Below are 21,007 nucleotides of genomic sequence, written 5' to 3' on the forward strand. Positions count from 1 at the left end.
ATATTTATTCTCCTTTCGGGAAGACGCAGCCATTATAATTGCTTCGCAAGGCTGCGTCGTGGGAAACGATTTTACAAATCAAGTTTGTAAAATCATTTCCGTTTACCATAAATTAGTATCGTCGTAGTCCTCCAACGTTGGGTCCAGTGGCTCTTCGCGAAGGACTGAGCGCATGTAGCGGTTTACGTCCTGTCGAAGATTCTTTCTTGGAATGACACGTGGATCATAAAGGTCATGGTTTACCCAAACTAATTTGATACCGTGTTCTCTTGCCTGCTCTTCGAACATACCATGCATACCATCAAGTGCCTTGCAGGCGATGTGCTCCCAAAGAATAACCATGTCTGCACGGAATTCCTCACAGTATCTCCAAAGGTCATCAAGAAGCACCTCATAGCCACCATGAGTACGATTTCTCATAATCATGTTTTCATACTGATGTGCCATGTCGTAGATGGCCTGTTCCTTGTCGTCCTCTGAAATAGGATCCAGAGATACCATTGTGAGCATGTCGAACATTGGAAGAATTCCCCAGCAGTTCAAAAGCCATGCAACAAAGTCTGTGTAGAATTGTGACTGAACGCCCCAAATAACTGCACGATGACGATACTCTTTTGCAAGCATTGTCTTTTTCTGGTATGCCTCTGTTGCCATCTTGGTAATCTTTTTATCAAGCTTGGCAAATGCAGGAACCTTTCCAGCGATGGCCATATATTCTGTCTCGCGATAAAGCAGGATGTTGTTTCCGATAACCTGTGGATAATCTGTCTTTGTGATTTCAAGCCACTCAGTACATTCGCGGGCACCTATGTTGATTCGCTTAGCGCATTCAAAGTAATAATCCCAATCGAACTTTTCACCTGTCTGCTCTTCGATGAAGGCTATGGCATTTCTAACCTCCTGGGCTGCATACTCCTGAACACCAGGCTCTGTGTGACGAAGTGGTGTGGCAAGCTGATGAACTGGAATGCCATTTCGCTCCAGTGCTCTTGAAATAACACCATTTCCCATAAGCGAACCATCGCAAGTAGTGTTACATTGAACTGCACACTTACCAAAAACAGGCATATCCCCATCAATACATATGCCAGCCTCAGATGCAGGCATAGGACAAACATCACCTGGCATACCACATTCCTGAACAACATCCAAATAATGTGTCATGGCATCTCCCTGAAGAAGAACGCATACATAACAGCTTGCTGTCTCCCAGCTAAGTCCCTCAAGATTTGGGAAACCACACATGATGTTGGTCATTTCGTTTTCATCCATAAGAACTACATGCTTTGACTTTTCTGGGCTTGCGCCAAGGTTTCTATCCATTGAAAAAATCTTTGTCAAAAGCTTTGCAACGTCCGATGCAACTAAATCGTATTCCTCTCGACAAATACGAAGCTGCGCTCCGCGAAGTCCCATGGAATGTTTATCAATCATCATTGGAACTGCCAAATAGTTGAGCATCCAACGATATCTGAAAAATCCCTTTACATTCTTTGGGTGGAGCATAAACTTTCCAAGCATAGCTATGATTCCAAGCCATCTGGTGTAGTCGTACCAGGTATCCCTGATTCCTCTCCACTCGCGGTGTTTAAAAACCTTTTTATCACCGCTATAAAGCTCTCCTAATTTTGAGCTGCCTACTGCTTTTCCCATTAGTGTCTACCTCCTTGTATCTTTTTGATTTCGATACTTTCCACGAAGGCCTGGACACGGGTACGAATCTGTCCCGATGAACCCACCGCATATGGTCTATCGATTGTAAGCACTGGATAACCATATTCATCGCGAAGAACATGGCTTCCTACCATTCTTTCATAAGCCCATGGATCACAGAATTTCATCTGCTCATAGATGATTCCGTCTGCCTTGTACTCCCTTGCAATTTCATCAACGTATTCACGGCGTCGATTCATCTTTGGAGTATCCATGTGACGTGGGCACATGCAGCTCATCATGTAATGACGGCAAATCTGAGTAAGCACATCCTCCTCATCATTGAGAATGATTTCCTCACGGCCAGGCAACGAGCCAAAGCAGAATCTATCTGCGCATACATATGCCCCTGATTCCTCGATGAGCTTAATCATATCGATATCGTCTACCTCTGAACCGACAACCGCTACTCTGGCGCGATATGGCCATTTTTCATCTGGCACACGATTCTTTACTTCTTCAAGTGTTTCCTCAAGCTTTTCAAGGAGCAAATCCTGTGGACACACATAGGTGCACATTGTGATGATATGGAATTCGTATCCAGTGATACGAGGTTTTTCTTCTTTTCTGAAATTGCCCAGCTCGGTAATGATTCGGCAAATCTTGTTGTAATTTTCTACGGATTTACGAAGTGCCTCATCGGAAATATCCACTCCGAACTTTTCATGCAGCGGCTCCAAAATCTTTGAACGGCACTGACCTACATAGAGGTTTAATCCATTATCATCAGCCTTCATTGGAACCTCTAGATACTTGTAGAAAAAGTGCTCCTTGTCGTTCATTTTAAGAAGCTCCATATTCTCAACACATCTGTTGATCATGGTGCAACCATCTGGCGCGATGAGGCAATCCAAAAACTGATATCCCCCTTCAATTGCACGCTCAAGCAATGCTCTTGAATACTCGCACAAAAAACTGGTCAAATAGTAAGTTCCCATCTCCATAGAACCAGTTCTTGGCGCGCGAAGTCTCACGGTAAAGCAATTACCTAGATTCATGAGAACCTCTGGTATCTGATAACACACACTACCTACGCATACACGGCCCTCAGCCTGAGCCGCTCTCACCAGGTCATTATCAGCATCCATTAAAAGATTCTCAAAATATATAAGATGCTTTAAATCCTTCATATATTTTCTCCCTTTAGTCTAAGAGCTTGATAGTTACCTGCTCACTTAATAATTCCAATATTTGCTAATGCTTTTCTTAATTCAACCACAATAGGTGATTCCCCTGGAATTCCTAGCACCGATTTCCCCTTAAGATCACATTCGGTAAGGTTGGCATCTGCAGGTATCCATCCGAGAAGTGGAATATTTCCTAAATCCATATATTCCAAAACTTCCTCTGATGGGACACGATTAACAACTACTCCGATTTGGTCGTACATAACAAGATTGTCAGCCACATTCTTGATTGTCTTAACTACATCGCAGCCCTTCTTACTAGAATCTGTAATAAGGATAAGGTGTGTCACCTTCTCCATAACGCGACGGTTAATCTGCTCGATCCCGGCTTCTCCGTCTATTACTATGTAATCAAAATTGTCTGAAACTGAAGAGATTACTTCCTTGAGATAAGTATTGATCTTGCAATAGCAACCAGCAGCCTCCGGTCTTCCTATTGCAATAAAAGAAAAGCCCTCCATTTCCACCATAGCATCGAAAATACGATATCTTGCTTCCCCAAGCACTTCTACAGTTGCCTTGGTATCACCATTTTCCGCAGCTTCCACTGCCTCTTTCCTGATATCATCAAGAGTAAGAGTTGGTTCTACTCCAAGCGCTGTCGAAAGCCCCACCGCTGGATCAGCGTCGATTGCTAAAATGCGTTTGTCTGGATAAGCTTCCACTAACAACTTGACCATCACCGAAGCTAACGAAGTTTTGCCTACTCCGCCCTTACCGGCAACAGCCAACACTATTGGTTTGTTTCCCATTATTAATTATTTCTCCCTTATAAATACTCCATAATTGATAATTTTTTATCAATTACTATTCAATTTTAGCATAGGGATATTCCAAATTAAAGAAATTAAAAGTGCCACAGCGATTTTCGTCCTTATCAACAAAAACCACTGTGGCACAAGTCGCACATTGCATAAATGTCTATTTAGTTTTCTTCCTCATGAAGCTTTTTGTTCATGTATGTGATGAGCATATCAAGACCTGCAGCGTTCTCTCCTCCACGTGGAATGATGATGTCTGCATGCTTCTTTGAAGGCTCAACAAACTCTTCGTGCATTGGCTTTACAGTTTCGCTGTACTGACCAATGATTGATTCGATGCTACGTCCACGCTCAATCATATCGCGCTGGATACGACGCATTAAACGCTCATCAGCATCTGTATCAACAAAGATTTTTATGTCCATCAAATCTCTAAGCTCTTTGTTCTCAAGAATAAGGATACCCTCCATGACAATAACTGTCTTTGGCTCAATTCGGATTGTCTCCTCTGAACGATTATGATTTACGTAATCGTAAACTGGCATATCGATAGCATATCCTTTGATAAGCTTTCTAACATCCTCTGCCATTCTATCTGATTCAAATGAATCTGGATGATCGTAGTTTAATTTGCTACGCTCCTCAAATGACATATCAGGATGTGCCTTGTAGTATGCATCATGGCTGATAACCGCAATGTCCTCTCCAAAATAATCCTGAAGCTTTTTGATAATTGTAGTCTTGCCTGAAGCAGATCCTCCTGCTACACCAAGAACGCAAATCTTTTCTGACATTTCTATACTCCTTAAGGTTTAAATCTCTTGAACCCCTCACCATATACTGCCTTTGATTCCATTATGACAATAAATGCGTCCACGTCAATCTTTTTTGCAACACGATTGACCTGATACATCTGCTTGTCTGAGCAGGCGCACATCAATACCTGGCGCTCATCGCCTTTGTATCCGCCCTTTGCAGTGAAGATTGTAGTACCTCTCTCAACTGCTTTATCAATAGCATCTGCAATTGCTTCTGCTTTGTTGGTAACAATCATACACATCATACCTGAATCGGCATTAATCATTACCTTATCCACAACAAGTGAACCTACATAGCTGATCACAAAACCATAGCACAGCGCTTCAAATGAATGAGCATATGCGATTGTGTCGATTACAATGATAACCACATCAACTATGAAAAAGATTCGACCAAGTGACATGTGTGGATTCTTTGCCTTGATAAGCATCATGATAAAATCAGCACCACCTGTAGATGAGTTGCGCATATAAACAAGAGCGTAACCCAATCCAGTAAACACACCTACCACCAGAGCATTCAAAAGAATATTTGAAATCTCTATTTTAGGTATAAGGGGTGCCACAAAATCCATCATGACAGTGCCTATGGCCATAGTCTTGAAAGTTTTAAGAAGAAACTTTCGCCCCAAAACTTTATATGAAACCACTATCAGTGGAATGTTCATTATGATTGTCATAAGACCGATTTTCCATCCCCAGTACTGATAGAAAATCATTGCAATACCAGTAAGCCCGGTCAATGGAAACTTGGCATCTGCAGCAAAGTTATAAATTGCGATACCAATACACAAGCCTGATAGTGCATCCATCAGAATATCCACAAATAGTTCTTTTCTCTTCTCTGAAGACATGTTTTATTCCCCCGCGAATTTGCTTGTAATACCATGTAGTACCTTGACTACGGTATCCATGCCCTCCGCTGTAATGTGCTCCATTGGGCCATGGAAGTTGTAGCCACCTGTTCCAAGGTTTGGACAAGGTAATCCCATAAATGAAAGACGTGCGCCATCTGTACCGCCTCGGATAGCAACAGCCTTTGGATTCTCTCCAGCATCCTTTAATGCCTCGAAAGCGTAATCGATAAGGAACATGTGAGGCTTGATCATCTCGAGCATGTTCTGATACTGGTCTCTGATGTTAAGCTCGCATGTGCCCTCACCATATTTCTGATTGATGATATTAGCAGCATGCTCCATAACCTTTTTCTTCTCTTCGAATTTATCTGCATCGTGGTCACGAATAATGTACCAAAGCTTTGCCTCTGCAACATCTCCAGACATATCAAGAAGATGGAAGAATCCTTCGTATCCCTCTGTCTGGCTAGGTGTCTGTGTTGGTGGAAGCATAGAATTAAACTCCATAGCAACAAGTGCTGCATTTACCATGATGTCCTTTGCATCACCTGGGTGAATGTTTACACCGTTGAATTTAATCTTTGCTTCAGCTGCATTAAAGTTCTCGTACTCTACTGCGTTTTCTTCGCCACCGTCTACCGTATATGCGAAGTCAGCGCCAAAATACTCAACATCAAAATGATCTGCACCAGCACCAATCTCCTCATCAGGAGTGAAAGCAATGCAAATCTTACCATGTGGCTCATCACTTGCAAGAAGCTCCTCTGCAAATGTCATGATTTCGGCAATACCTGATTTATCATCAGCGCCTAAAAGTGTTGTTCCATCTGTGTGGATCAAAGTACGTCCCTTTAATTCCTTAAGATGTGGGAAATCTGATACTTTGATTGTTCTACCAGATGTGCCAAGAACGATATCCTCACCGTTGTAGTTTTCCTCGATTATCGGATTTACGTTTTCACCGCAGAAATCTGGTGCAGTATCCATATGTGCAATAAATCCAATTGCCTTTTTGTCTTCGTATCCCTTTGTAGCTGGGATGCTTGCATAAACGTAGCACTTGTCGTCTACCTTTGCCTCCTCGATGCCAAGGCCTTTAAGCTCCTCTACTAGCTTGTGTGCCAAATCGAACTGTCTGGCAGTTGAAGGAACAGTAGTGCTCTCTTCATCACTGGTTGTGTAAACCTTTACATAATTTAGTAGTCTTTCATAAGCTCGCATAACTAATCTCCAATATTATTTATAAACTTTAAGAAAGGTTCTCAGCGTACACTGAGAACCTTTTTCTTTCTAATTCGGAATGTTCATTCCTCTTTTCAATGTGATTATTGGTTAATCATAAACTCCAATAATTTCTTTGCATCGTCTGGCTCGTATGCAATAAGCTCAAGCTCAGGAATGCTCTCATCAGCCTGGAAGATATTTGCAAGTGAAACAAACTGAGAAAGCTTTGACTTAAGATTAAGTCTGTCACCTTCACCTGTAACAAGCTCTACCTTTCCCTGGCAGCTATCGATAACCTTAAAAAATGCTTCTGTGTCCTTAATATTAGTAAGTTTCATAAATACCTCCTTATGGGTAAAAACAAACTGTTAACTATCTTTATCAATATAATATCAAACAAAATCTATTTATCAACAGCTATGCTGATAAATCAAGGATTTTTCCCACATAATTCACAATTTGTTATACATTAAATCTAAATGTGATTACATCACCATCGGCAACTACGTATTCCTTACCTTCCATACGTACAAGGCCTTTTTCCTTTGCAGCTGTCATAGATCCGTTTGCCATAAGGTCGTCATAGCTAACAACCTCTGCCTTGATGAATCCACGCTCGAAATCTGTGTGAATCTTTCCAGCAGCCTGTGGAGCCTTTGTGCCCTTCTTGATTGTCCAAGCACGTGTCTCATCCTCTCCTGATGTAAGATAAGAGATAAGACCAAGAAGTCTGTAAGAAGCAGTGATAAGCTTATCAAGACCTGACTCTTCAAGTCCCATAGCCTCAAGGAACTCCTGCTTTTCTTCCTCTGACTCAAGCTCAGAAATCTCCTGCTCAATCTGAGCTGAGATAACGAATACCTCTGAACCTTCCTTAGCAGCGTACTCGCGAACAGCCTGAACGTTTTTATTGTTTGCGCCGTCATCTGCAAGATCCTCATCCTCTACGTTAGCAGCGTAAATAACTGGCTTTGCAGTAAGAAGGTTGTACTCTTTGAAGTATGCTTCTTCATCCTCATCGTTAAGCTCGAATGTCTTTGCCATGTTGCCAGCTTCCATATGATCAAGAAGACGCTTCTGCATAGCAGCTTCCTTCTGAAGTGTCTTGTCCATACGAGCGCTGCGCTCAGTCTTTGAGTAACGACGCTCCATAACTTCCATATCTGAGAAAAGAAGCTCAAGGTTGATTGTCTCGATATCACGAAGAGAATCGATGCTGCCATCAACGTGAACAACATTTGCATCCTCGAAGCAACGAACAACGTGAACAATTGCATCTACCTCACGGATGTTTGCAAGGAACTGGTTTCCAAGTCCCTCACCCTTTGATGCACCCTTTACAAGACCAGCGATATCAACGAATTCGATTGTAGCTGGAACTGTCTTCTTAGAGTTGTACATCTTTGTAAGCTCATCAAGGCGCTTATCTGGAACTGATACGACACCAACATTAGGGTCGATTGTAGCGAATGGATAGTTTGCTGCAAGTGCTCCTGCCTTTGTAAGTGAATTAAATAAAGTTGATTTGCCAACATTTGGTAAACCTACGATTCCCAATTTCATGGTAATTTATCTCCTTCTATATATAAATATTCTTGCGTATTTAAAATTTAGTCTAAATCCTATGTATCTTACCACATTTCTATTTATTTCTCTACCCTTTGTACTACTACCTCATCTCCTTGATTTTGCTATTAATCAAGTTCGCTGTTTTCATATCATATAAGAATTCAACGAAATGATTTCCGAAGGCGATGACAAGTATTATCAACATCACCACAAGCATTCCCACCAGGCTTTTCCACAAGCCTGCGTAGAAAGTCAACGGCAATGTAATGGCCATATTTATCAGTATGCAGATAATCTCTCTGCACCACCAAGCTGCCCCGTGCAACTCCTGCTTTGATATAAACACCAAACTAGAAAATGCCGCTGCAGCTGCACAGATTATCAACACTGCAAACTGCACATTATTTATACCATCCACAATTCCAAGCACTGGCCCTAAAATCACCATAATAAACAGCATGCCAGCGCACACATTTATAAATCTTCTAAGAACATTTAATATCTCTTGTTTCATCTGTCATACTCCTATAATCCCATCTTTTCCTTTAAATCAGCTACGTATTTTCGGGAAACAATCAGCTTCTCCTTATTTATCATGGTAATCTCAAATCGCCCTGAAAGAGATGGCTTCATGTTTTCAATCTTTTTAATGTTGATTAGCATAGACTTTGATGCCTTGAAAAAATCAGCGCCGCTGCACAGCTGCTCTGCTTCATAAAGACGCATCCTGTTTTCATAAACATCATCCTCACAATAAATGAACAATCTCTCATCAACTGTCTCTATATAAAAGACCTCATCCAGACGAATCTGATATGTCTTATCATCTTTCTTACAAGTGATTTTCTGATTGCCCTCCACTAGCTCCTTTGCAATCTCCTGCAGCCTCTCCTTATTGGCCTCATGACAGAAGATATCCAGTATCTCCTCCATGGAGTCTTCAATGATGTGGATATTGATGTTCATCAACCTTTTATTCCCCCGCTTGTTATGCCGCTGATTATCAGACGCGACAAAAATAGATAGATTATGATAGATGGCAGGATTGAAAAGGCAATTACCATGTAAATCAGACCGTTATCGTAATTTGCAAAGTTTGCACTTCGTAAAAGCGATATTACAATTGGCATTGTTTTCTTATTATCCTCATGTAAAATCAGTGCCGGAATAAAATAATTATTCCAAGATTCCACAAATTTGAAAATCATCTGCACCGCAAATGCCGGTCTCATCAATGGCAACACGATTTTATTGAAAACAAAAATCTCTGAAGCACCATCAATCCTTGCCGCTTCCACTAGTGACATTGGAAGCGTACTCTCCATGTATTTTATCATATAGTAGAAAACGATTGGAGATGCTATTTCCGGTATAATCAGCGGAATAAATGTATCCATCAGATGCATATCATCCACCAAGCTTATAAATCCAAGGGCCGTCACCTGTCTTGGAATCATCATAAAACCAATCATAATGGTATAAAAAAGCTTCCTGCCCTTGAAGCAATATGCATGAATTCCATAGGCTGTCATAATGGAAAAGTAGCTGCAGAGTAGTGACGAAGAAAGCGCTATCACCATGCTGTTTTTCATGCTATTCATTACAGGCAAGGCGCAGTGTCTCATGCTATTCCAGTTTTTCACAAGGGCCGTTCCAGGTATCAGTGAAAATCCACTTGATAGCTCGCTGTTAGATCTGGTGGCGTTTATAAATAAGGCATAAAACCAAAACAGGCACAGGAAAGATACGATGATCAATATCGTATATGCGAAGATTCTTTGCACACGTCTACTCATCTTACGCCCCTCCCTTCTTCTGTCTTAGAGTTAAGGCTAAAGACGATGATAGAAAGCACCGCTGTCACCATAAACAATATAAAGGACAACGCTCCTGACACACCATAATTCTTGCTAAACATGTGCTTGTTCATATACATCAGCACAGTCATGGTGGAACGATTTGGATCTCCCGTTCCCTTGGTGAGAATCTGTGGAACATCAAACATCTGGATTCCACCTATAAGAGATGTAATTATCACATACAAAAGGATTGGTCGAATAAGTGGCAGCGTGATCCTTGTAAATACCTGCCAGGTGCTGGCTCCATCCACTTCAGCTGCTTCCTTTAGAGACTTATCAATCCCCAACATTCCCGCCAACAAAAGCAAAGTGGTATTACCAAACCACATGGTGCAATTCATGAATGCCACCAAGGCTCTTGTGGACCAGGTATTTGAGAAAAATTGAAATGGCTCATCAATGATTCCCAGCTCCATCAGCAGTGCATTTACAGGACCGCAGTCTGCAAAAAAAGAGAAAAACAAAGATGCGAATGACGCGGCGATAATCAGATTTGGAAAATATATAACTGTCTTGAAAAACTGGATTCCCATTAGACCCAATCTATGATCCGAAAACCATGCCGCCAGCGTAATCGATAAAACTAACTGTGGCACAAATCCAAGAATCCACATGATGGCCGTATTACCAAGGTAAGTGTATATGCTCTTGTCAGTAAGCAACGTCACATAATTTTCGAGACCACAAAAGAACGGGCCCACTTCCACTAGTCCCTTCCAATAATTTACAAATAAAGATTTATACAAGGAAATAACGATCGGCAAAGCCGTGAATAATAGATAAACGATGATATATGGAGATATAAAAAGAATCCCCCATTTGCTCTTTTTCATTTAAAGTTCCCCCTACACATATCAGTGTAGGGAAGAACTAATTCCTCTTCAACAAATGGACGGTGAAATGCATATTATGTGGGGTGAAATGCAGTGTAATGTTCATCCTCTTCTATATTTCTGAATCCAGTCAACAGCAAAATCCACAAGTATTTTTTGATCCATTAAGCGTAGTTCAGCATTTCCAATCATGGCTTTGTTAACAGCATTGCTCTGTTCAAAGGCTTCTCCTATCCGGTCAAAATCCTCACCATCAACAAAAAGCGTCTCGTACTCTTTCCAGACGCGCTTACCGCTTTCCACGATTGCACTATGCTCTATGCAATTATGCTTGCCGGGATAATCAGCGCGGACATCTGCAAGATGCAAAGACGTGTTCTTATCATAATCAACACCGATAAGCAAAACTTTCCCATCCAGTTCATACAGTTTTCCTATTGGTGAGCCTTCTCCAAAAATATTGGAAAGGTCATGATCATTAACAAGATATTCTGCGTGTTTGCCCCATGCCGCAACGGATCTTGCCGGATGATTGCTTCGCAGGGTTCCCGGCCATTGACGGAACGCTTCAGCTACAGCTCCCATGGTATTTGTTGGCGTAATTCTCTTATCATAAGCCGGCCAGTTATCGCGGATAATCTGCCAGTATTCTTCCGGAACGGTCCAATGGACTCCATCCTCAGGATCAAGATTCTTCCAGGATTGTGCAGGCATCATGATCGTACCGTCTTCTCCAACCACTTCAATCAATGCCTCAATAACGGCCTGCGCCCCACCACAGACATAACCCATTTTAGACAATGCTGTATGAACCATCACAGTATGGCCTTTCGCCAAACCAACAGAATACAGTGCATTTACAATTTCTTCCTTTGTAATTGGTTTCCCCATCATGTCCCCCCTTGCCGTTTATATAATATTCTTACGTATTAAAAAATTAGTCTAAATCTAAAGCACATTGCCATATTTCATAGAATATCTCTACTATAGAATGATATAGTTTATGCCATCGGATACTTCTGTTCATCCTTCTCTTCACTCTGAATTCGCTGAATTTCCTGCCATGCTTCTTCGTCTATCTCCCTGCCAGCAAAATATTTGTTGCGGTCATCTTCTGTTATCTTTCTTATCACACGGCATGGGTTGCCTGCTGCAATGGACCAAGCAGGAACGTCTTTAGTAACTACAGAACCAGCACCAATCACAGTGTTATCCCCTATTGTTACTCCAGGACATATCACCACATTGCCTCCTATCCACACATTGTTACCTATGGTTACATCTATTCCATATTCATACAAAGTGTTTCTTGTAGCAGGATGAACTGGATGCCCCGCAGTATATATAGATACATTTGGAGCTATCTGCACATTATCGCCTATTCTGATTCTTCCAACATCCAACATGGTGCAATTGTAGTTTGCGAAGAAATTCTTACCAACTTCTATATGACTTCCGTAATCGCAATAAAACGGCGGATTAATAAACGTATCATTATCAGATTTTCCTAGAAGCTTATTAACTATCTTCTTGATAGCATCAAATTCAGCCCTATCTACAGTGTTAAGTTCCTGTGTAAGGCGTCTTGCTATCTTTTGCTCTTCAAATACTTCATCATCTGATATATATACTAGTTCCTTGTCTCTTCTTTCTATGTTGTTCATTGTAACCCCCTATATGCTTAAATATTAGACTTTTACCACTAGCATTGGCTGTATTCCTGCCTGCTAGAGGTACATTTTTTGAGTTTTACCTCTAGCATCCCCCGGATTTACATTTGCTAGTGGTAATCTTTCATTTCCTTACCACTAGCATTCCTTGAAATCTCTATCGCTAGTGGTAAAGCTATCTTTTTTTACCTCTAGCGCAGGCTTGCTTTGTAATCGCTAGTGGTAATAATATCTTTTTCTTACCACTAGCAGTGGTCTAGTTTACAGTCGCTAGTGGTAAACCTCTCCCCACATCATTAATTATTGCCATTTTTATCTTCTTCAATTAATTTTTTAAGCCAATTTCTTCTAAATTCATTCTGCTCAGGTGTATGAAACCAATGCTCCCCATTAAGCATGACTGTCACTTTTGCACCTACCGATTCAGCAAACCTATTAATTGTATCTATTGTTTGGAAGTTATCATTTTCACCATATAAAATAAAAGTAGGTACTCTCCAAACAATTGGATGTTGTTTTACCCAAGTATAATATTCCCATGATAAAGTTTCATATGTAGATAATTGAATTATCTTTTTATTCTCCAACTCCTCATTGGACACATGTCCACGTTTCATCATGTCTTGAATTAATCTTTCCATGTTTACAATTGGAGAAACAAAATATGCTCTATGAATATGTGCTTGAACACCTGATATCATTAAAAAGTAAGCACCTAGACTTGTAGCAATAACGGTAATAATTGAATATTTCTTGGCTAAGTCAGTAAAATACTGTTTAAACTCTATCTCCGCTTCCCATGGATTTTCCGATTTATAGTCAAAACCATATATATCATATTCCGGAAATAATGATTTAAACTCCTTAGCAGAGTCAGCTGTTCCCCCTTTTCCATGTATATATACTAAAGCTTTATCATACATCATATATCCCCCACCTACTTAACATTACGTTGAATATAGCATATCCCACTCACTTCAACAACATGACAATTGTCATGTGCCTTTATGACGCAGTTCACTACAGATGTGACAAAAGTTTCGGTATTATAATCTCAGAACAACAAAAGAAACACACGGCCGACGGCTGTAACACAAATAAAAAAGGAGAAATGAAATGGGTAACACAGTAGTGTCAATCGACAATTTAGTAAAGCGATATGGTGAGAATGTAGCTGTAGATCACTTCTCACTAAACATTGAAGAAGGGGAAATCCTTGGACTACTTGGTCCAAACGGTTCAGGAAAGACAACCACAATCAACTGTCTCCTTTCTCTTCTTACTTTTGATAAAGGGGATATCAAAATCTGGGGCAAGGAAATGAGTCCAGATGCATACGATATCAAATCACAGATTGGTGTGGTAATGCAGAATGTGGCAGTTATCGATACCTTGAACGTATATGAAAACGTAGATTTCTTCTGCGGGCTATATATAAAGGATAAGGCAACAAGAAAACAGTATGTTGAAGAAGCACTTGAGTTTACAGGCCTTACAGAATTCAAAAAGCAAAAACCTAAAAAGCTTTCAGGCGGACTTCTTCGAAGACTTAACATCGCCTGCGGAATTGCTCACAAGCCAAAGCTAGTCATCTTTGATGAGCCAACAGTTGCTGTTGATCCACAAAGTAGAAATGCAATTCTCGAGGGAATCAAAAAGATGAACAAGGCCGGTGCAACAATCATCTACACCTCACATTATATGGAAGAGGTTGAGGAACTTTGTTCAAGAGTTGTCATCATGGATCACGGTAAAAACATTGCCAATGGAACTACAAACGAGCTTAAGTCTTCTCTTATCAGCCGTGAAAAAATCCGCATTGGATTGCCTGACAAATCACCTGAGATTCTTGCAGGGCTCATGGAAATCAACCACGTGTACAAGGTTAAGGAAGATGGTGATGACGTGGTAATCAAATGCGACGGCGGTGAGCACAATCTCGTTCACGTGCTCAGCTACCTTACAGACAACAATGTTCCATTTGGCCGCGTAACTACCGAACTTCCTACTCTTAACGATGTGTTCTTGGAGATTACAGGAAAGGAGCTTAGAGACTAATGTTTATTAGAATCTTTATTTATAAAATCAAGGAGCTTTCCAGAAAATACTGGTTGGTAGGTTGGAACTTTATTTTCCCTCTGGTCCTTGCCACAGCATTCTTTTTAGGATTTGGAAATCTTATAAAGGAAGATCCTGATACCTTCCAGACTTTGGAGGTTGGATATGTAAATGAACTTGATGAGTCAGCTGGCTTTGATCAGGTTCTCGAGGAACTATCTGAAGAAAATGATGAAGGCACCACAGTGCTTAATCTTCACACATACTCTTCAAAGAAAGATGCTATAAAAGCAATGAATAATGGAGATATCAAGGGCTTCTACTTAGAGTCAGAAGATGGTATTGAAACAATCATTGTTTCAAATGGCTATGATTCCACAATCATGAACGAGATAGTTCGTGAATACGATAATTACACTGATGTTATAACTCAAATTGCCAAGGATCATCCTGAAAAGGTGGCTGATGCCATTGATGCAATCACTTCCGAAAACAGCTTCATCAGCGAACACAACTTTGGAAATAACACTAGTCAATATATCCAGTACTTCTACGCATTACTTGCCATGACTTCTCTTTTTAGCTCTTGGATAAGTACTAACATGTTAGAAGGAATATGTGCAAATATGTCTGAACAAGGCAAGCGTGTTGAATGCGCACCAACACCAAAATTTATGAGCATTACAGCAGGCCTACTTGCAGGAGTTCTTTTACAGATTGTTTCGAATATTATAGTTGTGATTTATATTCAATATATTTTAGGCATCAACCTAGGCGTGCCAATGGGAACTATGATTCTTCTTTGCACTATCGGCAGTGCTCTTGGTATTTCAACAGGAACTCTAATGGGCTCTGTTATTAGAAATCCACGATTACTTGTAACAGTACCACTGTTTTTCACAATGACATGTTCATTTTTCAGTGGATTGATGTGGGGACAAATCAAACAAATCATTCAGTATAACTGCCCTATCATCAACAAAATCAATCCTGCTGCACTACTTACAAACGCTATGTACGTTCGCTCAACCTACGGTGCCACAGCTGAATTCCATCAGGATATCACAATCATGTGCCTTATGATTGCAGGTTGTATCATCGTTGCATCCATATTCCTAAGGAGGAGAAAATATGTCAGTCTTTAATGCAATACTAAAATCAACCAAGGCTTGCCTTGTTACTATAATCGTATATTTCTCAGTCTTCGCATTATTTGGAAACATTTCTGCAAAGGCCACTGCCACCACAAAAGACACTATGTTTGAAGACTCTGTAGTAAAGGTTGCCATTACAGATAATGATAATTCTGCATTAAGCCAGGGATTGGTAGATTACCTTAAGGAAACTCAGAATGTAGTTGACCCACAGACCACATCTTTGGTTGAAATGAATGATAATGTTCGATTCCTTATCTACGACTACGCACTGATTATTCCAGAGGATTTCTCAGAGCGCGCAAAGGCTGGAGAGACGGAAGATTTACTTGAATTCGTTGCGCCTGGCGCTACAGCTCCACAGTTTTTATTAACCGAGAAAATACGTACCTATATGCAGGATGTTATGGTATATTTAAATAGTGGTTATTCAGAGGAAGAGGCAATTGCCCTGACCAAAGAAAACATGATCAAGCTTTCTGATACAAAGGCCACTGTCATGGATACCTCTGATGAAAATCACCGCTCATTCTATACTGGAATGTTTACATTTAACGGATATACGTTACTTATGATTCTTTGTATTTCAATTAGCTCAGTACTGGGCTTTACAAAGGATAAAGACGTAAAAAATCGTATAAGCGTTAGTGGAATGCATTTTAAAACACGAAACGCTGCAACAATTGGCGCTGTGTTCTGCTTAGGCTTCGTTATCACAGCTGCAGTAGTATTGTTTGTTGCCATTATGGGTATTTCATACACAAATGAAAAGCTTCCATTCTACTGCATAGACGTATTTGCATTAATGCTAGTTGGAATAGGCATGGCATACATGATTAGCGCCATCACAACCAATGAAAACATTATCAACATGGTTACCAACATGTTTGTACTTTCAATGAGTTTCTTCTGTGGTGTGTTTATCGACCTACAGTTTTTATCACCAGCCATTGTAAAGTTTGCGCACTTCCTGCCACTTTATTGGTACACTGCTACAATAAGACTCATTAATGACACTCCTATAGATAAAATTTTAGGAAAAACATTCTTTGAATACTTGCTTATAGAGTTGCTTTTCGCTGGACTCTTCTTTGCAGCCGGCCTAATCATCTCTAAGAAAAAGGAGCAATATGCTGTATGATATAATCATTAGGCTTCTAGGAGCCATTGGTTTAACATTGATAATAAACACAAATGGCATTACCACTATTTCGGTGGTAATGTCTGTTTGTGTTTTTTTATTAATGGAGATTAGCGTTATCGTAAATACGAAGATCATATATTCAATCCTTACAGCTATTCCATTTCTTTTAACTGCTGGCTATCTAGTGGGCATCGGTGCTGACAGTCTTTTAATACAGCTTGCACTGATTCTAATTCTGGCAGGCTTCACCATCATGTCTCTCCTGCTTTTCAACAAAATGACTTTCTATCAGCATGATTTGCACCGCACTAGGGATGACAGTATCGAGCTTGAAGAAATGCTAAAAAGCAAAAACAAAGCCCTGCTAATGGAGCAAGATCAACAGGTACATCTTGCTACTCTCGCAGAGAGAAACCGCATTGCCAGAGAAATCCACGATAATGTAGGACATCTGCTTTCCCGTGGAATCCTACTGCTTGGAGCCATTGTCACAGTAAATAAAGATGAAAATATCGCTCCTCAGTTAAAGATGCTTTCGGACACCCTGGATGAGTCTATGGAAAAGATGCGAAGCTCCGTACATGATTTACATGACGATTCAATCGACTTAAAGAAAAATATAGATGAAATTCTTGGAGAACTAAAAAGCTTTACCGTAAATACAGAATTAGATTTAGACGAAGCACTTCCAACAGAAGTTAAGCTGTCAATCATTGGTATTCTCAAGGAATCTGTTACAAACATCCTTAAGCATTCCAATGGCGATTCAGTAGCTGTCATACTTCATCAAAACAACAGCTTCTGCACTATTTCCATTACCGACAATGGAACCCTGACTCCAGAGCAGAAAACCCGAATTTCCACCGAAGGCTACGATGGAATCGGACTTACCAACATAAAAAACAGAGCAAGCTCCCTAGGCGGAGAAGCTTATTTCTATTTAAACGATGGCTTTACAGTATTTGCCAGATTACCTTTTGACAACAAGCGAGGATAGATTATGGAAAAGAAAAGAATTTTACTTGTAGACGATGATGAACTTATCACAATGTCGCTAGAGATGATTATCTCTGCTGAGGCTGATTTTGAAATAGTTGGAAAAGGCGGTAGCGGTCGCGAGGCTGTAGCTCTCTATGATGAGCTCAATCCTGATTTACTTCTTATGGACATCCGTATGGCCGATATGAATGGATTGGAAGCTGCCGAAGAGATTCTTACAAATCATCGTGATGCCACTATACTCTTCCTAACTACATTCTCAGATGATGAATATATCGTAAAAGCGTTGAAACTTGGGGTAAAAGGCTACTTACTTAAACAGGACTACAAATCTCTTCCTGCTGCACTTCACGCTGCAATCAACGGTCAAAGCGTATTTGGAGGCGCTGTTATCGACAAACTTCCTACTCTCATGAATCAGACCAACACTGATGATGAAAGCTTCGATTATCGCAAATACGATATTTCTGAAAAAGAATTCGAAGTAATTCAGCTTGTAGCTGAAGGCTTTTCAAACAAAGAAATCTCCCAGAAGCTTTTCCTTTCAGAAGGCACAGTCAGAAACTACCTATCCACCATCCTAGAAAAGCTAAATCTGAGAGATCGTACTCAACTTGCAATATTCTATTTGAAGCATGAATAAAAAAGCTGGCAGCAATGCCAGCTTTTTCTTATTCCACAACCTTTATATAACTGCTTACGCAGTAAAGTACTTGTCCATTGTATTCCACCCTAGACCAACCGTATTCGTTGTTGATACCTGTTCGAATGGCTGTCTGGCCTGCGCTAAGTGTAGCTACTACCTGAGAATCAGCATCTGTAACGCTTGGCTTTGAGCGAAGGTTTACAACTTCCTTTGCAGTAACTGTTTCATTGACATCTGTAAATTTAGTTTTAAAACCAGGTGCCTGAGCTGGTGCTTCCTCTGCTGCCGGAGCTTGCTCAGCTGGCGCTGCAGATTGTGCAGGTGCACTTAAATCTGTGGTCAAATAACTTGATACAGCGTAGTATGTGGCGCCGTTATAAACAACTCTAGACCAACCGCTTGTGCTTGTGCCAGTTCTTGTGGCTGTCTGGCCATTTTCAAGGGTAACCATTACCTTGCTATCCGCGCCCTGGCTAGGCTTATCACGAAGGTTTGTCTTGCTCTTTGCGGTAACAGTCTCATTGACTTCTGTAAACTTCATCAATGCCTCAACATCTGCTGATGCTGTTGCTCTTTCTGAAGTATCCTTGGCAGTTTCTGTGCCGTTGTACCCAAAGTATGCTACATCCACATCCACCTTTTTAGTAATACCAGGGATTGTTCCCTGATTGGTGTACTGCCACATATCATATTTGAATCCTGCCGATGGACCTGCGGCCAAATTTGAAGAATCCTGATTGTACCAAGCCATCCAGATTTTGTACTTGGCACCAATTGTGGATGTGTTCCATTTTGCATCTGATGCCATTTCATTCTTAGAAGCATAAAAGATTGGAGTATATCCTTTGTTATAAACTTCTCCAAGAAACGCTATAGCAATATTGCTTCTGTCATCCTTTGTAAGATTGTACTGGCGGCTAGTGCTATTTTCAAAGCCCTCACAGTTGTATCCTACTGGATATGTGATAGGATACTGAGCTACATAGCTTGCAACCCAATCGGCCTCTTCTATGGCTTCATCCTTTGTAACTGCAGTTGAGAAGAAATAGGCTCCGATTTTTATACCATTTTTCTCTGCTTCCTGCATGTTGTATTTTGCATTTGTATCTGGCTTAATCTCTCCTGTTGTAGAGTCTCTATAGCCCACACGAATCATTGCAAAATTAATCCCTGAGCTGGCAACCTGTGCCCAATCGATAGTGCCCTGGAATTTTGATACGTCGATTCCGTATGTGGTGGTGCTGTTTTCTTCAACATTGCTGGCATTAACAATATCCTCCACATTTACCGAAGCTCCCTGCTCTGACTGAGTTGAAGCCCCTGGGTCTTCTGCATCAGTCTCATCTGTTGTCTCTTCTGTCTCCTCAGGCTCTACCACTTCAACCGTAGTTCCATCCTCAGGCTCCTCATTTGCAACATCTACTTCTGCCGCAACCTCAACAGGCTCATCGTCCGTACCTTTTACCTTTTTGACGATGAGAACTGTACCCAATACCAATACTACAAGTCCTAGACAGCAAGCAGCCATCATCAACTGTCTTCTACGTCTCAATCTTCTGCGACGTCTGCTACTTCCACGATGTCCGTTATTCATTTTTATTCTCCCAATTATTTAATAGCCGCTAAAAACTTCTTGGCTAAATCTTTGTCCGCAGAGTCTTCTCTATAGATTCCATACACATTCCAGGTGTATGAGTCCTTAATGACTAGTGGTTTAATTTCATCTGTTTCTGGGAAGAACTTTGGAGAGATTCCAAGGCCAGCTCTATTCTTTGATAATAGATACAGCGACTCTCCTTCATCTACCTTGGCAACAATATTTGGTGCAAAACCATTGAGATGGCATGCATTCACAATATCATGATATACACGATATTTTTCATTCATTGAAATGATTTTCTCATCCCTCAGATCTTTTAGCTCAATTTGACTTTCATTCCAAAATCTATGTCCTTTATAGACATAGACCACCAAATCAATTGCTTTTACGTGTTCGCAGACTACGCCCGGTAAAGATTGCTTTCCTACTACAAATCCAAAGCTTATTTCATCATTTACCACCTGCTGAATTACATTTTCATTTTCATACTCATACCAGCTAGCGAGAATCTCAGGATTATCCGTCATAAAAGATGCAACACTAGGAACGTCGATTGCTCTAATTGTTCCTGCTGCAAAGCCCACCTTGAAGCGTTTTTCCTTTTCATTTAACGCCTCGATTGATGAAAACAAATCGTTTAATTCTCGGCTAATTGTTTTGGATTTTTCGTAGAATAATCTTCCACTTTCGGTTGGAATGAAACCTTCCTTTGATCTAATGAACAAACTAGTTCCAAATTCATCCTCAATGCCCTTGATAATTTTACTAAGGCCCTGTGGTGACAGAAACAGTTTGTTGGCTGCCGCCTGTAGATTTCTTTCCTCATATACAGCTTGAAAACATTTAAAATTTCTTGTATTCATAAAATTAATTATAGAATAAATGACCTTGATAGACAATATGTCCATCAAGGCC

22 protein-coding genes are annotated in these 21,007 nt (G+C 40.6%); 5 read left to right on the forward strand and 17 right to left on the reverse strand.

Features of this window, described 5'->3' with window-relative positions; translation table 11 throughout:
- Nucleotides 1-102 precede the first annotated feature (102 nt).
- The 15 genes from CRN97_RS08470 to CRN97_RS08540 form a co-directional block, all read right to left on the reverse strand.
- Nucleotides 103-1,653: a 2-hydroxyacyl-CoA dehydratase family protein gene (locus CRN97_RS08470; RefSeq protein WP_097076564.1), complete on the reverse strand. Its 1,551-nt coding sequence runs from the start codon at nucleotides 1,651-1,653 to the stop codon at nucleotides 103-105.
- A complete protein-coding gene (locus CRN97_RS08475; protein WP_097076565.1) occupies nucleotides 1,653-2,843 on the reverse strand; it encodes a 2-hydroxyacyl-CoA dehydratase family protein in 1,191 nt (396 codons plus the stop codon). Before CRN97_RS08475 ends, CRN97_RS08470 begins: the two co-directional genes overlap by 1 nt.
- A 41-nt stretch (nucleotides 2,844-2,884) precedes the next feature.
- Nucleotides 2,885-3,652 carry an ATP-binding protein gene (locus CRN97_RS08480; RefSeq protein ID WP_097076566.1) on the reverse strand — a complete coding sequence of 256 codons (768 nt, stop codon included), beginning with the start codon at nucleotides 3,650-3,652 and terminating at the stop codon, nucleotides 2,885-2,887.
- A 173-nt stretch (nucleotides 3,653-3,825) separates the two neighbouring features.
- Nucleotides 3,826-4,455 (reverse strand): uridine kinase, encoded by a 630-nt coding sequence (gene udk / locus CRN97_RS08485; RefSeq protein WP_074791927.1) that lies wholly within the window; start codon nucleotides 4,453-4,455, stop codon nucleotides 3,826-3,828.
- Between the two features lie 11 nt (nucleotides 4,456-4,466).
- Nucleotides 4,467-5,333 carry a YitT family protein gene (locus tag CRN97_RS08490; protein ID WP_097076567.1) on the reverse strand — a complete coding sequence of 289 codons (867 nt, stop codon included), beginning with the start codon at nucleotides 5,331-5,333 and terminating at the stop codon, nucleotides 4,467-4,469.
- Between the two features lie 3 nt (nucleotides 5,334-5,336).
- Nucleotides 5,337-6,557, reverse strand: a complete 1,221-nt coding sequence (gene pepT / locus CRN97_RS08495) for a peptidase T (protein WP_097076568.1) — start codon at nucleotides 6,555-6,557, stop codon at nucleotides 5,337-5,339.
- 104 nt (nucleotides 6,558-6,661) lie between these two features.
- Nucleotides 6,662-6,898, reverse strand: coding sequence for a hypothetical protein (locus tag CRN97_RS08500; RefSeq protein WP_033154554.1), 237 nt, complete (start codon nucleotides 6,896-6,898; stop codon nucleotides 6,662-6,664).
- Nucleotides 6,899-7,022: 124 nt separating this feature from the next.
- The gene (ychF, locus tag CRN97_RS08505) at nucleotides 7,023-8,123 is read right to left on the reverse strand and encodes a redox-regulated ATPase YchF (RefSeq protein WP_044938340.1); all 1,101 of its coding nucleotides are present in this window, start codon (nucleotides 8,121-8,123) and stop codon (nucleotides 7,023-7,025) included.
- A 106-nt stretch (nucleotides 8,124-8,229) separates the two neighbouring features.
- Nucleotides 8,230-8,643: a hypothetical protein gene (locus tag CRN97_RS08510; RefSeq protein WP_074791933.1), complete on the reverse strand. Its 414-nt coding sequence runs from the start codon at nucleotides 8,641-8,643 to the stop codon at nucleotides 8,230-8,232.
- Nucleotides 8,644-8,654: 11 nt separating this feature from the next.
- Entirely contained in the window at nucleotides 8,655-9,095 is a 441-nt protein-coding gene (locus tag CRN97_RS08515; RefSeq protein WP_090394622.1) for a LytTR family DNA-binding domain-containing protein, read from the reverse strand.
- A complete protein-coding gene (locus tag CRN97_RS08520; protein ID WP_097076569.1) occupies nucleotides 9,095-9,925 on the reverse strand; it encodes a carbohydrate ABC transporter permease in 831 nt (276 codons plus the stop codon). Before CRN97_RS08520 ends, CRN97_RS08515 begins: the two co-directional genes overlap by 1 nt.
- Complete coding sequence (locus CRN97_RS08525; RefSeq protein WP_097076570.1) at nucleotides 9,922-10,821, reverse strand: carbohydrate ABC transporter permease; 900 nt, start codon at nucleotides 10,819-10,821, stop codon at nucleotides 9,922-9,924. Before CRN97_RS08525 ends, CRN97_RS08520 begins: the two co-directional genes overlap by 4 nt.
- A 102-nt stretch (nucleotides 10,822-10,923) precedes the next feature.
- A complete protein-coding gene (locus CRN97_RS08530; RefSeq protein WP_242962042.1) occupies nucleotides 10,924-11,715 on the reverse strand; it encodes an aminoglycoside N(3)-acetyltransferase in 792 nt (263 codons plus the stop codon).
- A 107-nt stretch (nucleotides 11,716-11,822) separates the two neighbouring features.
- On the reverse strand, nucleotides 11,823-12,485 hold the full coding sequence (locus CRN97_RS08535; protein WP_097076572.1) for a sugar O-acetyltransferase: 663 nt from the start codon (nucleotides 12,483-12,485) through the stop codon (nucleotides 11,823-11,825).
- A 302-nt stretch (nucleotides 12,486-12,787) separates the two neighbouring features.
- Entirely contained in the window at nucleotides 12,788-13,417 is a 630-nt protein-coding gene (locus CRN97_RS08540; protein WP_097076573.1) for an alpha/beta hydrolase, read from the reverse strand.
- A gap of 190 nt (nucleotides 13,418-13,607) precedes the next feature.
- Between CRN97_RS08540 and CRN97_RS08545 the strand changes: the two genes are divergently transcribed.
- From CRN97_RS08545 to CRN97_RS08565, 5 genes are all read left to right on the forward strand, one after another.
- The gene (locus CRN97_RS08545) at nucleotides 13,608-14,549 is read left to right on the forward strand and encodes an ABC transporter ATP-binding protein (protein WP_097076574.1); all 942 of its coding nucleotides are present in this window, start codon (nucleotides 13,608-13,610) and stop codon (nucleotides 14,547-14,549) included.
- Nucleotides 14,549-15,694, forward strand: coding sequence for an ABC transporter permease (locus CRN97_RS08550; protein ID WP_097076575.1), 1,146 nt, complete (start codon nucleotides 14,549-14,551; stop codon nucleotides 15,692-15,694). The genes CRN97_RS08545 and CRN97_RS08550 overlap by 1 nt, the downstream gene beginning before the upstream one ends.
- Nucleotides 15,681-16,844, forward strand: coding sequence for an ABC transporter permease (locus tag CRN97_RS08555; protein WP_074792173.1), 1,164 nt, complete (start codon nucleotides 15,681-15,683; stop codon nucleotides 16,842-16,844). Before CRN97_RS08550 ends, CRN97_RS08555 begins: the two co-directional genes overlap by 14 nt.
- Nucleotides 16,845-16,947: 103 nt before the next feature.
- Nucleotides 16,948-17,844: a sensor histidine kinase gene (locus CRN97_RS08560; protein WP_179670717.1), complete on the forward strand. Its 897-nt coding sequence runs from the start codon at nucleotides 16,948-16,950 to the stop codon at nucleotides 17,842-17,844.
- 3 nt (nucleotides 17,845-17,847) lie between these two features.
- Nucleotides 17,848-18,489, forward strand: a complete 642-nt coding sequence (locus CRN97_RS08565) for a response regulator (RefSeq protein WP_097076577.1) — start codon at nucleotides 17,848-17,850, stop codon at nucleotides 18,487-18,489.
- 28 nt (nucleotides 18,490-18,517) lie between these two features.
- Here the strand turns inward: CRN97_RS08565 and CRN97_RS08570 are convergent, their stop codons facing one another.
- Together CRN97_RS08570 and CRN97_RS08575 are read right to left on the reverse strand one after the other, a co-directional pair.
- Nucleotides 18,518-20,086, reverse strand: coding sequence for a GH25 family lysozyme (locus CRN97_RS08570; RefSeq protein ID WP_097076578.1), 1,569 nt, complete (start codon nucleotides 20,084-20,086; stop codon nucleotides 18,518-18,520).
- Between the two features lie 14 nt (nucleotides 20,087-20,100).
- Nucleotides 20,101-20,955, reverse strand: coding sequence for a LysR family transcriptional regulator (locus CRN97_RS08575; protein ID WP_179670718.1), 855 nt, complete (start codon nucleotides 20,953-20,955; stop codon nucleotides 20,101-20,103).
- Nucleotides 20,956-21,007: the final 52 nt, after the last annotated feature.

It is taken from the genome of Pseudobutyrivibrio ruminis DSM 9787, from assembly GCF_900218035.1.
Classification (GTDB): Bacteria; Bacillota; Clostridia; order Lachnospirales; family Lachnospiraceae; genus Pseudobutyrivibrio; species Pseudobutyrivibrio ruminis.

Coding starts and splice junctions, on each gene's coding strand:
- CRN97_RS08490 (WP_097076567.1), bottom strand. CDS start 5,333: ATGTCTTCAGAGAAGAGAAAAGAACTATTTGTGGATATTCTGATGGAT.
- ychF (WP_044938340.1), bottom strand. CDS start 8,123: ATGAAATTGGGAATCGTAGGTTTACCAAATGTTGGCAAATCAACTTTA.
- udk (WP_074791927.1), bottom strand. CDS start 4,455: ATGTCAGAAAAGATTTGCGTTCTTGGTGTAGCAGGAGGATCTGCTTCA.
- CRN97_RS08530 (WP_242962042.1), bottom strand. CDS start 11,715: ATGATGGGGAAACCAATTACAAAGGAAGAAATTGTAAATGCACTGTAT.
- CRN97_RS08520 (WP_097076569.1), bottom strand. CDS start 9,925: ATGAGTAGACGTGTGCAAAGAATCTTCGCATATACGATATTGATCATC.
- CRN97_RS08535 (WP_097076572.1), bottom strand. CDS start 12,485: ATGAACAACATAGAAAGAAGAGACAAGGAACTAGTATATATATCAGAT.
- CRN97_RS08470 (WP_097076564.1), bottom strand. CDS start 1,653: ATGGGAAAAGCAGTAGGCAGCTCAAAATTAGGAGAGCTTTATAGCGGT.
- CRN97_RS08525 (WP_097076570.1), bottom strand. CDS start 10,821: ATGAAAAAGAGCAAATGGGGGATTCTTTTTATATCTCCATATATCATC.
- CRN97_RS08565 (WP_097076577.1), top strand. CDS start 17,848: ATGGAAAAGAAAAGAATTTTACTTGTAGACGATGATGAACTTATCACA.
- CRN97_RS08510 (WP_074791933.1), bottom strand. CDS start 8,643: ATGAAACAAGAGATATTAAATGTTCTTAGAAGATTTATAAATGTGTGC.
- pepT (WP_097076568.1), bottom strand. CDS start 6,557: ATGCGAGCTTATGAAAGACTACTAAATTATGTAAAGGTTTACACAACC.
- CRN97_RS08570 (WP_097076578.1), bottom strand. CDS start 20,086: ATGAATAACGGACATCGTGGAAGTAGCAGACGTCGCAGAAGATTGAGA.
- CRN97_RS08515 (WP_090394622.1), bottom strand. CDS start 9,095: ATGAACATCAATATCCACATCATTGAAGACTCCATGGAGGAGATACTG.
- CRN97_RS08540 (WP_097076573.1), bottom strand. CDS start 13,417: ATGATGTATGATAAAGCTTTAGTATATATACATGGAAAAGGGGGAACA.
- CRN97_RS08480 (WP_097076566.1), bottom strand. CDS start 3,652: ATGGGAAACAAACCAATAGTGTTGGCTGTTGCCGGTAAGGGCGGAGTA.
- CRN97_RS08560 (WP_179670717.1), top strand. CDS start 16,948: ATGGAGATTAGCGTTATCGTAAATACGAAGATCATATATTCAATCCTT.
- CRN97_RS08555 (WP_074792173.1), top strand. CDS start 15,681: ATGTCAGTCTTTAATGCAATACTAAAATCAACCAAGGCTTGCCTTGTT.
- CRN97_RS08500 (WP_033154554.1), bottom strand. CDS start 6,898: ATGAAACTTACTAATATTAAGGACACAGAAGCATTTTTTAAGGTTATC.
- CRN97_RS08575 (WP_179670718.1), bottom strand. CDS start 20,955: ATGAATACAAGAAATTTTAAATGTTTTCAAGCTGTATATGAGGAAAGA.
- CRN97_RS08475 (WP_097076565.1), bottom strand. CDS start 2,843: ATGAAGGATTTAAAGCATCTTATATATTTTGAGAATCTTTTAATGGAT.
- CRN97_RS08550 (WP_097076575.1), top strand. CDS start 14,549: ATGTTTATTAGAATCTTTATTTATAAAATCAAGGAGCTTTCCAGAAAA.
- CRN97_RS08545 (WP_097076574.1), top strand. CDS start 13,608: ATGGGTAACACAGTAGTGTCAATCGACAATTTAGTAAAGCGATATGGT.